Source organism: Pelovirga sp. C15f (genome assembly GCF_057178085.1).
This window is the reverse complement of sequence record NZ_JBXUCV010000005.1, coordinates 15,717-28,783: the sequence shown is the minus strand read 5'-3', so window position 1 is coordinate 28,783 and position 13,067 is coordinate 15,717. Positions and strand designations below refer to the sequence as shown.

Sequence of the window (13,067 nt, the reverse complement as noted above, 5' to 3'; positions counted from 1 at the left end):
GCAGTAAGCTGCTTTTTTTACCAGTAAACTACGGAGACACACCTAATGCGCGTTCTGTCCGGTATCCAGCCTTCCGGTTCCCTGCATCTGGGAAATTTTTTCGGCATGATGAACAAGATGATTGCTCACCAGGAGCAGGAAGATCTGTTCTGCTTTATCGCCAATTATCATGCCATGACCAGTCTCGCAGACGGCAAACAGCTGGCGACCGGCACCCTTGAAGCGGCAGCGAATTTTATTGCCCTGGGGATGGATCCCGAAAAGAGCACCTTCTGGGTGCAATCAGACGTCCCTGAAGTGCAGGAACTGACCTGGATACTGTCCAACTTCACCCCCATGGGGTTATTGGAACGTTGCCACAGCTACAAAGACAAGGTCGCCCAGGGAATCAAACCGAACCACGGGCTCTTTGCCTATCCGGTGCTGATGACCGCCGATATTCTGCTGTTTCAGAGCGACAAGGTGCCGGTTGGCAAGGACCAGAAACAGCACCTGGAAGTCGCCCGTGATGTCGCCATCAAGGTTAACAATGAGTACGGCGACCTTTTCACCGTGCCGGAAGCCGAGATCGACGAGGATGTGGCGACGGTTCCGGGACTCGATGGCCGCAAAATGAGCAAGAGCTACGGTAATACCATAGATCTGTTCCTGGGGGAAAAGGCGTTGCGCAAACAGATCATGCGGATCGTCACCGATCCGACCCCGGTCGAAGAAGCGAAAAACCCCGACACCTGCAATATCTTCCAGATCTACCGCCTGTTCCTCGACCGTGACGGGGTCGAGGCCCTGCGCCGGCGCTACCTGACCCCGGGCTTACGCTACGGTGATGTCAAACAGGAGCTGTTTGAAACCGTGCGCGACTTTTTTGCCCCCTACGCAGCAAAACGCGATGCGCTGCTGGCCGACCCAGATACTATACGCCAGCACCTCAAGAATGGAGCAGAAAAAGCCCGGACGGTGGCTGCTAAAACCCTGAATAAGGTGAGGAAAAAGACGGGACTGGTTTATTGAAAACGGTTTTATCTGCCTGGTCCCAACAAAGCAGGGAGCGAAAGGGCCGGGTTTCCTTTAGAAGAGTGCCTGTCGCCATGGAGGGCGACAGCAAGCGGCCATGGAGGGCGAAAAGCGTCCCTGGAGAAGGGAATCCGGCCCGCCGCTTAGCCCACCAGAAGCAAAATATTAACCTGCTACCTGCTCCGGCTCTTCACGGGTAAAGGTGACAAAAGCCATCCCCGGCCGGCGGCTGGCTTCGCGCATGGCAAAATGAACTCCTTCTAACTGCCATCCCTGCGCGGTCCAGTCGTTCAGTATTTTTTCCAGGCTGTGATCGTCGACCTGGCTGGTTTCCACAACTTTGTAACGCAGCATTGTTTTATCCTTATGGTCGCTATTTGCATATGATCAGTTGAAAGCTAACAGCCGATGACCAACGTAGGACAACGACAATTTTTTTTCTCTGTCCAGATCAGCCAACAGGAATTCCTCAAATATTATCAGGGCACCGCAGACTATGCTCTGGTGACGTCAGAGTGCGGTCACAGATTACGTTTTCCTGCCCTGCGCCTGCGCCCTTTCCTTTCCCAGCATGGCATCAACGGTCGCTTTGCCCTTACCGTTGACAAAGACAACCGCTTTGTCAGTCTGCAGCGGATTCAGTCGCGGCGTTGAGACTGCCTTCTGTCGGCTTCCTCTGCTGCAGCCACTCAACCCGCTCAATCATCGGTGGATGCGAATAATGAAACGCTGCATAGAAAGGATGCGGAAACAAAGAGCTCAGGTTTTCCCTGGCCAGGGTCACCAGGCCCGTCGCCAGGGGTACACCACTGCCGATCAGGTCAATGGCAAACTGATCCGCCTGACGCTCATGACGGCGCGACCACCAACTGCTTACCGGTGTCCAGAAAAACCCCAACAACCCCGCCAGCCACCCCAGCAGCAGCACCTGGCCGACAAAAGACAGTTCATCAATACCAAACCAGCCTGGCAGCAGGTGTGTATTGAGCAGATAAAAGGCAACGAAGCAGCTCAGCAGCGCCACAACCTGCCCCTTGATCAACCGCTGCCGCAGATGACCGCAGCGCCAGTGCCCGAGCTCATGAGCCAGGACCGCGAGCAATTCCTCATCGGTAAGCTGCTCCAGCAGGGTATCAAAGAGGACAACCCGCTTGACCTTGCCGATACCGGTGAAATAGGCATTGCTGTGTCCGCTTCTTTTTGATGCGTCAACCTGGAGAATTTTTCCCGCTTTAACACCAGCACCTTCCAATAGCGAATGAACGCGACCCTCCAGTTCCGGTTTATCCAGGGGCTTGAAGGTAAAAAATAGCGGTTCAATCAGATAGGGTGAAAGCAACAACAAAAATACCGACAAACCGGCCCAGAAACCCCACACCCACAACCACCAGCTGTGCGGCGCCGCCTGCACCAGCCACAGGGCACCGCCGACCAGCAGCGCAAACAGCAGGGTCCCAATCAGCAGGGACTTGACCAGATCGGTCAACCACAGTCCCACGCCCATGCGGTTGAAACCGAAACGTGCCTCCAGAACAAAGTTGCGGTAGAGGGAAAACGGGATACCCACCAGGGACTGGACCAGGGCCAGCACACCAAAAAAGAGCAGTCCGTGGATGATGAAATGATCGCTCAAACCGGCGATGAACCGATCATACCAGGGCAGCAACCCGCCAAAGATAAAAACCAGGGTCAAGATCACCCCCAGCAGGGTTTCGATTAAGCCAATGCGCTCTTTGGCCAGGGCATATTCCTCACTGCGTCTGAGGCGTTTTTCATCGATACGCTCGGCAAACAGTGGTGGCAGTTGTCCTGTTGCCAGGCGTCGATGGCGCACATTGAGCCCATCGAGCAGCAGTTGAGCCGCAACCATCAGCAGGTAACTGATCAATAACAGCAGCTTGATCATCGGGGGCGCTCCCGGCGGATCAGATCCCCCTCCTCAGCCCACTCCGGTAAGTTCAGCAGTAACTCGGAATTAGGCTGGCCGGCGGTCAGGAGTTGACCGTCACGATCAGTGATCCCCTCGGCTATAAAGGCTTGCTGACGCATTCGCGGACCAATTAGCTCAAGCTTGTCCCCGGCAAAAAAGCGGTTACGCCCCGCGACCCACAAGCCTGTTTCATCGCGGCGGACAAAACCGACAAAATCATGGGTGCGGATGTAGTGGGTATCGGCCGCATGAATCGCCGCCCTGTCCTCGCCGAGCAACAATCCGGTGGTATAGGGGCGGTGGCTGACCTTTTCCAGTTCACTGCGCCAGAGCGGATCGACATCGGTCGGATCAAGGCTCAAGCGATCAATCGCATCGCGGTAAATCCGTGCTGTCGTCGCCACGTAATAGAGACTCTTCATGCGCCCTTCGACCTTGAAACTGCTGATGCCGGCTGCCATTAGTTGCGGTAACTGGTCAATCAGACATAAATCACGGCTGTTCATGAGGTAGGTGCCGCGCTCATCCTCTTCAATAGCAAAGCGCTCATCGGGGCGGGTCTCCTCGACCAGGGCGTAGTTCCAGCGACAGGGCTGGGCACAGTCGCCCCGATTGGCACTGCGTTCGAGCAAGGCGGTAGAAAGCAGGCAACGGCCGGAATGGGCAACACACATGGCGCCGTGGACGAAACATTCCAGTTCGATCGACGTCCGGCCGGCAAATGTGCGGATATCCTCGAGGGTCAGTTCACGGGCGAGGTTGATACGCGTGGCACCGCTCTCATGCCAGAATTCCGCCGCCCGCGGGTTGCAGCTGTTGATCTGCGTGGACATATGAATCGCCCGCCGGGGATCAGCGCGGCGGATAGCGGTCAGCACCCCCGGATCGGAAACGATGTAGGCATCCAGATCAAGGGGCTTGAGCTCTTCCAGCAATTCTTCCAGTGCGACAAACTCTGCCGGCCGCAGGGAAGCATTGAGGGTGAGATAGAGGGCGACATGGGCATCAGCAGTGATGCTTCGTGCCCGACGCAGATCATCCAAGGTAAAATTACCGGCGTGAGCCCGCAAGCCGAAGTCTTCAGTGCCGAGATAGACAGCATCGGCGCCAAAACGGACGGCGGTTTTGAGTTTTTCCATGTCCCCAGCGGGAAGTAGCAGCTCCGGCCGGGGAGCAGACGAATCGATGGCCATCAATAATCTCTTTCGCGCAGAATGTTCATATTGCAGCGCGAAAGCATAACATAAAATTGCCCGGAGAAAACAGCATTGGAGGAACAGGGATCCAGCGATGGTCGCATTCCATTTTTTCTTCGATATAATTGAAAGCACAAGGCATTCCCGCACTATTCTTTCCTTACCCGCACGGACCGAGAAAGAGCTTTCGTATGAACAGCACCTGGAACAAACTTCTGCTACTGATGGCGCTGCTGCTCGTTCTCAACGGCCTCTATGCCATCACTTCTCCTCCCCAACCCACAGAAAAATCAGCGGAAATCGGCTACAGCCTGTTCAAACAATTACTAAAAGATGATCAGATAGCCGAAGTGACCCTGGAGGTTGGCAGGTTATCGGGAAACTTCTATGCCCCGGTTGGTCTGGCACCGGAACAGCGGATCAACGCCGGCACTAAGGAGTTTGAGAGCTTCGAAGGTTTTGAGACGGTTCTTCCCCCGGTCGCAGATACAGAACTGCTTCCCCTGCTGGAGGAGCATCATGTGTCCTTTAAAGCAAAAAAATCCGAAGAGCCCCCATACTGGCTGGTCAATCTGCTGCCCTGGCTCATTATCATCGGCATCTGGTTGTTTATTCTAAGCCGCGCCCGCAAACAGGGGGGGCTGACTGGAGGACTGCTCAACAAAATGGGGGACTCCGGGGCAAAACTCTACTCACGTCAGACATCGCCGATCACTTTTGCCGACGTTGCCGGTCAGTCCGAAGCCAAACAGGAACTGCAGGAGATCATCATTTACCTGCGTGATCCGGGGAGATTTACCCGGTTGGGCGGTCAGGTTCCGCGTGGAGTACTGCTTACCGGGCCACCAGGCACCGGCAAAACCCTGATGGCCAAGGCCGTCGCCGGCGAGGCGGAAGTTCCCTTTTACAGCATTTCGGCATCCCAGTTTATCGAAATGTTTGTCGGTGTCGGTGCCAGTCGTGTGCGTAATCTGTTCACCACCGCGAAAAAAAACGCTCCCAGCATCATTTTTGTCGACGAACTCGACGCCGTCGGCCGGGCCCGAGGAACCGGCCTGGGCGGAGGGAATGACGAAAGGGAGCAAACCCTCAACCAGCTGCTGTCCGAACTGGACGGCTTTGATCCCCACGACGAGGTGATTGTGCTGGCAGCCACCAATCGTCCTGACGTATTGGACGCCGCCCTGTTACGCCCCGGCCGCTTTGACCGGCTGGTAGTGATCGGTCGTCCTGACTGGCGTGATCGCGTTGATATTCTCAAGGTACATACCCGCAAAATGCCGCTGGCGGAGGATGTTGATCTGGAGGTGATCGCTAAAGGCACACCGGGCATGGTTGGCGCCGATTTACGCAGCATGGTCAACGAAGCCGCCCTTATTGCTGCACGCAACGATGATGACAGGGTCAGGATGGATCACCTGGAACAAGCCAAGGATCGACAGATGATGGGAATGGAGCGCAAACTGTTCATGTCCGACCAGGAGCGCCACATCACTGCCGTTCATGAAGCCGGGCACGCACTGGTCGCCAAGGCGTTACCTGATACGGATCCCATCCACAAGATCACCATTATACCGCGTGGACAGGCCCTGGGGATAACCCAGCAGCTCCCGACCGATGATCGTTACCATTATAACCGCAGCTATTTACTTCATCGGATCAGTGTCATGCTCGGCGGCAGGGTAGCTGAGCTCCTGGTCTTTGAGGAGACATCAACCGGGGCACAAAACGATCTTAAGCAGGTAATGGATCTGGCGGAGAAGATGGTCTGCCAGTGGGGGATGAGTGAGCGCCTGGGGCCCTTAAGTTACCCGCGGGGCGAGGAGCACCCATTTCTTGGACGCAAGCTCAGCGCAGAAAAAACCTTCAGTGAACGAACAGCCTGGATGATCGACCAGGAGATCAGGGAACTGGTCAAGGCCGCTGAGACAACCGCTGGAGAAATTCTCAGCGCCAACCGTGAGCTGCTCGATCTCCTCGCCCAACGCCTGCTGGAAGAGGAATCCCTCGACCAGGAGGCGTTCGAGCGCTTTTTGCAGGACAACGGGAAAATACAGCTGCCTGATCAATCAGCCAGACCAGGCTGATTGATCAGCGCGTGCGGACCGGATAACCCTTCCGCAGCCAGTCGGGCAGACCGGCCCGGTAGGTGTAAACATGCAGGTGCCCAGCTTGACGAGCCACGACCGCGGCTTCGGGGGCAAGACCTCAGGTCATACCGCGACAATAGAAGACCAGAGGGATCTCTTTGTCCTGGGGCAACAGCAAGGACAGGGAACGGAACTGGTTGCTGGCCTGTGAGCTTATATTGATAGCCCCTGGAATATGGCCAGCGTAAAACTCGCGATCAGTGCGGACATCAATAACCAGAACTTCCGCCGTTCGCTCACGCAGCTGTTGCAGCTCATCCGCACTTAAATCAGTAACCGCGCGGGGTTGCGCAGGCACCATGGTGGCCGCCAGCAACAGGAACAAAACCGCTGCACAAACAACTGAAACTGTTCGATTCATGACGTGACCTTTTCAGGAATTAAGCTGATGGTTACCAGTTTTCGGCCAGCAACTCAAAATGATCTTGCGGATGAATACATGCCTTGCATTCCTTGGGGGCGTTAACACCCTCATGCAGATAGCCACAATTCAGACAGCGCCAGACCACTTTCTGATCTTTTTTAAACACCTTGCCAGCTTCCAGATTAGCGAGCAGGCCACGAAAGCGCTTTTCGTGCTGTTTCTCTGAGATGGCAATGGCCCGGAATGCCTCGGCAACCTTAGGGAAACCTTCCTTGTCGGCGACATCAGCAAAGGCCGGGTAAAGCTCTGAATACTCTTCGTGCTCCCCCATGGCGGCTTCAAGCAGGTTTTCGGCAGTGGTACCCATCTTGCCGGCCGGATACATAGCGGTTATTTCCAGATTGCCTCCTTCGAGAAACTTGAAAAAGCGCTTGGCATGCTCTTTCTCGTGATTGGCCGTTTCTTCAAAAACCTGAGCAATCTGTACATATCCTTCTTTTTTGGCGAGAGCGCCGTGATAGGTGTAGCGGTTGCGTGCCTGACTTTCGCCGGCAAAAGCTTTGAGCAGGTTCTTTTCTGTTTCTGTTCCTTTGATACTTTTTTCCATTGCGTTGTATCCTCCTTGTAATGAAAAAAATGCCTGCCGGTTAAGGGCAAGCACCTGTGAACGGGACAATCTCCCGAATAGGGCAGAGAAGCGGACAGATTTTAAGCCAATATTCTGCCGTGTACAAAAACTACGTCAGACATTCCTTGCAGACACCATAGATAACCACATTTTTACTGTAAACCTCCCCCCATTGCTGCACCTCAGGCGGCAGATCAAGCTGGTCGATGGGGGTCCAGTCAAAATCCATAATCTTCTTGCAACGGCCACAGATCAGATGATGATGACGGGTGTGGGCCACCTCAAAGCGGGCCTGGCTTTCAACGGTTTCAACCCGATTGACCAGGCCATGTTCAACAAATGTCGAGAGAGTTCGATAGATGGTATCGAGTGACAGGGTCGGCATTTTGTCATGCAGGCGCAGATACAGCTGTTCAGCACTCGGATGATCCGCTGCCTGGGCCAGCTCTTTGAAAATTTCCAGGCGTTGCGGCGTCAGACGCAAATTCCGGCGCCGGCATGAAGCCTGAAAAATATCCATCTGTTCTTTTACTGCAGTTTTCACAACCTGGTTACCACCTTGCTAAGAATATTTCCTAGATAATTGTTCAATGTGCACACAAATGTCAACCGACTGCGACAATATTCAGCGCAATTCCATGGCGCAGGGTCGGGGGTCCTGTGACCAGGGTGTCTGTCGCGACAGTCAAGCAGTCATGGTCGGCGAAAAGCGTCCCTTGAAACAGGATTGCCGATCGGGTGCCAAATTGATGCCTATCCGTTAACCTTTATTCACCCTAATCATTATCCAGGCATCATTAACCAGGCAGTGATTTTATCAATATTCAACACCAGTACTATCGGCATTACCTGTTGGACATGCCGCTACTGGTTTGATTAGGCTGACGGTTGACAATCATATCAAGCATATGGGATCAACCAGCCATGAAAATCCTTCACCTGATCAGTCAGCACCCGGACAGCACCGGTAGCGGCATTTATCTGCGCAACATCATTCGCGAGGCCGCCCGCTCCGGTCATGAGAATTTCCTGATTGCCGGACTGTCCGATGCCGGTGTTCCTCAGATTGAAGGAATTGATCCGAACCGTTGTCAGTTTATCCATTTCGGGTCTAAAGAACTTGACTTCATCATCCCGGGGATGAGCGACATCATGCCCTACCCGAGTACCCCCTTCAGGACGTTAAGCGATGCCCAACTTGATCGTTACGAGCGCTGTTTTGCCCAAGCGATCACCACGATGGTAGAAAAAGCCGAACCCGATGTCATCCACAGCCATCATTTGTGGATACTTACTGCTTTGACTCGGCGCCTTTTTCCCGACATTCCCATGGTCACATCCTGTCATTCAACCGGCCTGCGTCAATCTGTCCTCTGCCCCCACATCAAACAGCAGGTCCTGGAACCCTGTCGGCGTATCGATCGGATTCTGGCATTAAGTTGCGATCAGCGTGACAACATCGTTGCCACGTATGGCATCGACCCGCAAAAAATCTCCGTTGTCGGCGGCGGCTTCGATGACAGAGTCTTCAGTCCAAAAATAAAAAAAACGGCCCCTCCAGTGAAAATGCTCTACGCCGGAAAGCTGAGCTTTGCCAAAGGTGTCGACTGCCTGCTGCGCGCCTTCAACTCCCTGCCCGACAAGGATGTTGAGTTGCATCTGGCCGGCTCCGGCTCCGGGGATGAAGAGCGCTACTGCCTGGAGTTGGCTTCCGGCCTGGGCAAACGCGTCAAGGTTCATGGTCACATTGATCAGCGCAAGCTGGCTGCCTTGATGGGCGACTCTCATGTCTTTATTCTGCCTTCTTTTTTCGAAGGTCTGCCTTTGGTGCTGCTTGAAGCAGTAGCCAGTGGCTGTCGTGTCATTACCACCGACCTTACTGGTTGTCTGGAGCTGCTGGACGATGCCGACACGAATCTGGTCGAACTGGTTCCCCTGCCACCCATGGCAGAGATCGACCGCCCCGCTCCGGTGGATATTTCCCTGATAGAAAACCGTCTGATTCTGGCGTTGCAGAACATGATAACCCGCGTTCGCGACAAACCGACACCTGCGCTCAACAATAGCCGCAAAGTGACACACCCGTTTCGCTGGCCGACCGTTTGCGACAGGATCTTTCAAGCCTATGACGCGGTGAGATTGCAGGGCTGATCCGTCCGGAACAAATAGCAGGAGCAGCGCTTCCTGAAAACTCGGCAAATGATCAGCAGATATCCTTATTGACGCGGGCCTCGCAACTGCGGTAGAAAGTCCCCCTGCCTGCCACCCTAGCTCAGTCGGTAGAGCAACTGATTCGTAATCAGTAGGTCACCGGTTCGATTCCGGTGGGTGGCTCCATAATAAAAACAGGCACCTGACCGTCACGGTTAAGTGCCTGTTTTTGTTTGAGCTGAATCATTCGCCGGAACTGGTGATTAGATGACGATTCCGTATTTTTCTGCACACCTGCAGAGGGATCCGACATGGTCATCTTCATCGTGGGCCAAAAACTGAACCAGTCTTGCGGTTTCAGTATCCGCCAGACTCACCAGCACCCGGGCGTGGACATCAACAAAATAGCGTTCCAGCTTGATGGCGAAGGTTAACGCATCATTGATGGTGATGGGTTGCCGGGAGCGGTGCAGCACGGCCTGGGCTTTTTCATGCATGCGTTCAACTTTTTTAATCGTTTCATTTTCGGTAATTTCCAAATGACTTTTGGTGATAATTTTATCCACGAACTCAAGCAGAATAGCATGTTGTTTTTCATCACTGGCCAGTTGCAGAAAAACATCTTTGACCTCCTGATTGATGTTTTTTATCGTGGAGAAGTTCTGGTAAACTTCGCTCAACATCATTTCCACTTCACGGCACATTCTAATTAACTTCATTCAAATAAATCCTTACAAAGAGGGGAAGGCTTCGAGGGGGTTTTTCATTTCTTCAGAAGAGATCGTCTTCCTTCACCGCCGGCCATGCCACTGGAGCAATTTAAGCAGATAACGGGATTTCATCTGCTCACTCGCCAGCGCCCGCTTGACCGGCGAAAGCTTCAAAACAGCGCCCAGCAGGGCGGCCAGGGCACGGTGACTGAAGAGGATGTGATTGTCAAAAATCAGTTCCTGCAGTTTACCCCGTTCAATCGCCATTACCACGATCCGGTGGACGCTGTCGACCGGGGTAAACACCCTTTTCTCACGGGGGGTTAAAGATAAGCTATGCGGTCCACAGACCCGCACACAGACACCACAACCGAGACAGATATCGGCATCAATTTTGGCGACATGGCGCCTCGGTTGCCGGGGATCGTCGGCCGACACCAGAGCAACAGCTTCGACCGGACAGACCCGCACGCATTGCCCGCAACCGGTGCAACTCGCAAGATCAATGACAGGAATAAAATTAGAGGTATGGACCGGCTGCAAGATGCCGTATTTGCGGGCGGCAATCATTGCTTCACAACAGCAGCCACAGCAGTTGCAGATAAAATTGACCCGGTTCTGAACGTTTTCGCCAAACTGAACCAGATTGTGTTCGTAAGCCTGATCCAGCAACTCAAGACATTCAACGGTATCAATCGCGCGGGCATAACCACTGCGGGTCAACGATTCTGCGCTGGTGTTGAAGGTCATGCAGATATCCAGCGGCGCGCTGCAATTCTTGCCCAGGTGTTCCATCTTGTGGCGACAGTAGCACAGACCGACACCAATATGACTGGCTGACCTGATCACCTCTGAGGCCCGTTCATAATCAAGGACATATAATGCCTGATCAGCGGCACCATCGCCAACCACCGACTCATTGACAAAAACCCGACCAAGCTGGGTCTGACCATCGATAAAAAGGCTCTTGATAAAGTCTTCCTCAACATTCAGGTACTGATAAAAGAGCTCGGCCAGCACCTTTTGATCCACGTCCCCCCGCAACCGCATCAGGGAAAACTCAAAAAAACCAGCCATCGGCGGCGGCAGTACGTAAACGGCCTCCCCGTCCTCTTCAACATCAACCAGAATGGCCCGGTTCGCCAGCTCATTGAGGATGTTGCGGCTTTCCATCTCACTCAATCTCCAGCGCCGGGCGGCATCCGCTACCCTGAAAGGCGCTATGGGGAGTTGCGCGATCAGCCCGGCTTCTTTTTCACTGACAAGTATTTTCAGAATGCGATAAAGAGTACTGGAGGGCGGCGCACCCTGGGGAAAACGATTGAGTCGCTCGACAAGATGATCATATGAGGATTTTTTTAGCGTTCGGTGAGCCATCACACCTCCACCAAACCGCAGAGCGCATTTTTTTAGCACCCTGACTGGTTTCAGCCGGCTACGGGCAACTTAAGCGCCTCATACAAATAGAGCATGCCATAAATCAGCAGGGCCGAACAGAGAGTACAGCCGACACAGGCAATTACCATCACCAAAGCAACGCGCGAACGTTTAATCTGCCAGCAGCGCCAGGCAAGAAAAGCGCTGAGTAGCGCCATGGGAACCAGAAACAACAAAAAAAGCATCTGAATCGCTATCCATTCATTCCATTGATCCGGCACATGCTACGCACCATCTTGACCTGCTACCCACGACTTTGTTTTACTCGTAACAATCCTAACACACCTTTTTTGATCCACCAATGGGGGGTATCGTGCAGAACTTTCGTCCGGACAGGCTGAGTATTTTTTTGGCCCAGTGGCTTTGCGGTTTTTTACTGTTAATGATGCTTGCCGGTTCACCGCGCGCAGAGGGTATCACCGACGACTTTAATCGCTGCCTCGCTGACCTGCGCGTAACAGCCCTTGATAAAGGCGTTTCAGCCGCTATGTTCCACCAGGCAACAGCCGGCCTTACGCCCGACATGAGAACCGTCGAGCTGATGGAACGGCAGGTTGAGTTGACCCTGACGGTTGCTGAGTATCTGGCTCGGCAGGTTACGGACGACCGCATCCGGACAGGACGGTCAAAACAGGCAGAGCAGCGTGAGCTGCTTGCCGACATTGAAAATCACTATGGTGTCGACCCGGCAATCATCGTCGCCATCTGGGGGATGGAATCTTCCTTCGGTGCTGCGGCCGGCAATTTCCCGGTGATTCGGTCCCTGGCAACCCTGGGTTGCTTTGGTCGCCGTCAGCCTTTTTTCCGTAACCAATTTATCAGTGCCATGAAAATCCTTGAGCGCGAAGATATAGCTGCGGAAGATTTCCTCGGTTCCTGGGCTGGAGCTTTTGGTCAGACGCAGTTTATTCCGACCAGCTTTGAACGCCTGGCTGTTGACTATGATCTTGATGGCCGCCGCGACACGATCGGCAGTGTTGCCGATGCCCTGGCTTCAACGGCGAACTATCTCAAACAAGCAGGCTGGGTCGCAGGTCAACCCTGGGGTTTTGCGGTCCATCCCCCCGTTACCTTCACTTCCCCGGTCAACGACTGGAGGGAACGCCAACCCTTAAGTTTCTGGCAGGGGCAAGGACTTACACGTGCCGACGGGTCACCGCTGACAACGGAAGACCTGCCTGCAACAACCCCCGCCGGGCTGGTCGCTCCAGAGAACAACAGCGGTCCCTACTTTCTGGTGCTGGCCAACTTTGACGCCCTGTACCGCTACAACCCGGCGGTCAATTACGCGTTGGCAATCGCCCATCTGGCTGATCTTTTACGCGAACAGAAATGATACGCGAAGTCTGACCATCAGCCCGGCGAAAATTGGTCGGACCAATTCTCTTTTATGGTTGACTTTTCATTTCAGCTCCGTTAGAAATTTGATGCCTTAACGGATTTCTTTAGTCGAAATAAAATTTTCACCTCATATTTTTACTCATCAA

General features: G+C 53.8%; 15 protein-coding genes and 1 tRNA gene. 7 read left to right on the top strand and 9 right to left on the bottom strand.

Annotated elements, in window-relative coordinates; genetic code table 11:
* The first annotated feature begins 45 nt into the window (after positions 1-45).
* The gene (gene trpS / locus AC1931_RS11860; protein WP_483877481.1) at positions 46-1,011 is read left to right on the top strand and encodes a tryptophan--tRNA ligase; all 966 of its coding nucleotides are present in this window, start codon (positions 46-48) and stop codon (positions 1,009-1,011) included.
* Between the two features lie 168 nt (positions 1,012-1,179).
* On the opposite strand, the gene AC1931_RS11855 is transcribed toward trpS, so the two are convergent.
* A complete protein-coding gene (locus AC1931_RS11855; protein ID WP_483877480.1) occupies positions 1,180-1,368 on the bottom strand; it encodes a DUF4177 domain-containing protein in 189 nt (62 codons plus the stop codon).
* Between the two features lie 54 nt (positions 1,369-1,422).
* On the opposite strand from AC1931_RS11855, the gene AC1931_RS11850 reads away from it, so the two are divergent.
* Positions 1,423-1,668 (top strand): DUF2835 domain-containing protein, encoded by a 246-nt coding sequence (locus AC1931_RS11850; RefSeq protein ID WP_483877479.1) that lies wholly within the window; start codon positions 1,423-1,425, stop codon positions 1,666-1,668.
* Here AC1931_RS11850 and AC1931_RS11845 read toward each other — a convergent pair.
* Both AC1931_RS11845 and AC1931_RS11840 read right to left on the bottom strand, forming a co-directional pair.
* Positions 1,637-2,920, bottom strand: a complete 1,284-nt coding sequence (locus tag AC1931_RS11845; protein WP_483877478.1) for a M48 family metallopeptidase — start codon at positions 2,918-2,920, stop codon at positions 1,637-1,639. The two genes, AC1931_RS11850 and AC1931_RS11845, sit on opposite strands and share 32 nt — an antisense overlap.
* Complete coding sequence (locus AC1931_RS11840) at positions 2,917-4,137, bottom strand: peptidase U32 family protein (RefSeq protein WP_483877477.1); 1,221 nt, start codon at positions 4,135-4,137, stop codon at positions 2,917-2,919. The genes AC1931_RS11845 and AC1931_RS11840 overlap by 4 nt, the downstream gene beginning before the upstream one ends.
* Positions 4,138-4,331: 194 nt before the next feature.
* Between AC1931_RS11840 and ftsH the strand changes: the two genes are divergently transcribed.
* The gene (gene ftsH / locus AC1931_RS11835) at positions 4,332-6,227 is read left to right on the top strand and encodes an ATP-dependent zinc metalloprotease FtsH (RefSeq protein ID WP_483877476.1); all 1,896 of its coding nucleotides are present in this window, start codon (positions 4,332-4,334) and stop codon (positions 6,225-6,227) included.
* Between the two features lie 121 nt (positions 6,228-6,348).
* On the opposite strand, the gene AC1931_RS11830 is transcribed toward ftsH, so the two are convergent.
* The 3 genes from AC1931_RS11830 to AC1931_RS11820 all read right to left on the bottom strand — a co-directional run bounded on the left by AC1931_RS11830 (position 6,349) and on the right by AC1931_RS11820 (position 7,826).
* Complete coding sequence (locus AC1931_RS11830; RefSeq protein ID WP_483877475.1) at positions 6,349-6,651, bottom strand: rhodanese-like domain-containing protein; 303 nt, start codon at positions 6,649-6,651, stop codon at positions 6,349-6,351.
* A gap of 31 nt (positions 6,652-6,682) precedes the next feature.
* The gene (gene rbr, locus AC1931_RS11825) at positions 6,683-7,261 is read right to left on the bottom strand and encodes a rubrerythrin (protein ID WP_483877474.1); all 579 of its coding nucleotides are present in this window, start codon (positions 7,259-7,261) and stop codon (positions 6,683-6,685) included.
* Between the two features lie 130 nt (positions 7,262-7,391).
* On the bottom strand, positions 7,392-7,826 hold the full coding sequence (locus AC1931_RS11820; protein ID WP_483877473.1) for a Fur family transcriptional regulator: 435 nt from the start codon (positions 7,824-7,826) through the stop codon (positions 7,392-7,394).
* Between the two features lie 58 nt (positions 7,827-7,884).
* On the opposite strand from AC1931_RS11820, the gene AC1931_RS11815 reads away from it, so the two are divergent.
* The 3 genes from AC1931_RS11815 to AC1931_RS11805 all read left to right on the top strand — a co-directional run bounded on the left by AC1931_RS11815 (position 7,885) and on the right by AC1931_RS11805 (position 9,619).
* Positions 7,885-8,046 (top strand): hypothetical protein, encoded by a 162-nt coding sequence (locus tag AC1931_RS11815; protein ID WP_483877472.1) that lies wholly within the window; start codon positions 7,885-7,887, stop codon positions 8,044-8,046.
* A gap of 160 nt (positions 8,047-8,206) precedes the next feature.
* Complete coding sequence (locus tag AC1931_RS11810) at positions 8,207-9,433, top strand: glycosyltransferase family 4 protein (RefSeq protein ID WP_483877471.1); 1,227 nt, start codon at positions 8,207-8,209, stop codon at positions 9,431-9,433.
* Positions 9,434-9,543: 110 nt separating this feature from the next.
* Positions 9,544-9,619: transfer RNA gene (locus tag AC1931_RS11805), tRNA-Thr, on the top strand.
* Positions 9,620-9,696: 77 nt separating this feature from the next.
* On the opposite strand, the gene AC1931_RS11800 is transcribed toward AC1931_RS11805, so the two are convergent.
* From AC1931_RS11800 to AC1931_RS11790, 3 genes are all read right to left on the bottom strand, one after another.
* A complete protein-coding gene (locus AC1931_RS11800) occupies positions 9,697-10,152 on the bottom strand; it encodes a ferritin family protein (RefSeq protein ID WP_483877470.1) in 456 nt (151 codons plus the stop codon).
* Positions 10,153-10,224: 72 nt separating this feature from the next.
* On the bottom strand, positions 10,225-11,520 hold the full coding sequence (locus tag AC1931_RS11795; protein ID WP_483877469.1) for a 4Fe-4S dicluster domain-containing protein: 1,296 nt from the start codon (positions 11,518-11,520) through the stop codon (positions 10,225-10,227).
* A 50-nt stretch (positions 11,521-11,570) separates the two neighbouring features.
* Positions 11,571-11,801, bottom strand: coding sequence for a hypothetical protein (locus tag AC1931_RS11790; RefSeq protein WP_483877468.1), 231 nt, complete (start codon positions 11,799-11,801; stop codon positions 11,571-11,573).
* Between the two features lie 92 nt (positions 11,802-11,893).
* Here AC1931_RS11790 and AC1931_RS11785 point away from each other — a divergent pair, with 92 nt between their 5' ends.
* Positions 11,894-12,916: a lytic murein transglycosylase gene (locus tag AC1931_RS11785; protein ID WP_483877467.1), complete on the top strand. Its 1,023-nt coding sequence runs from the start codon at positions 11,894-11,896 to the stop codon at positions 12,914-12,916.
* Positions 12,917-13,067 lie beyond the last annotated feature (151 nt).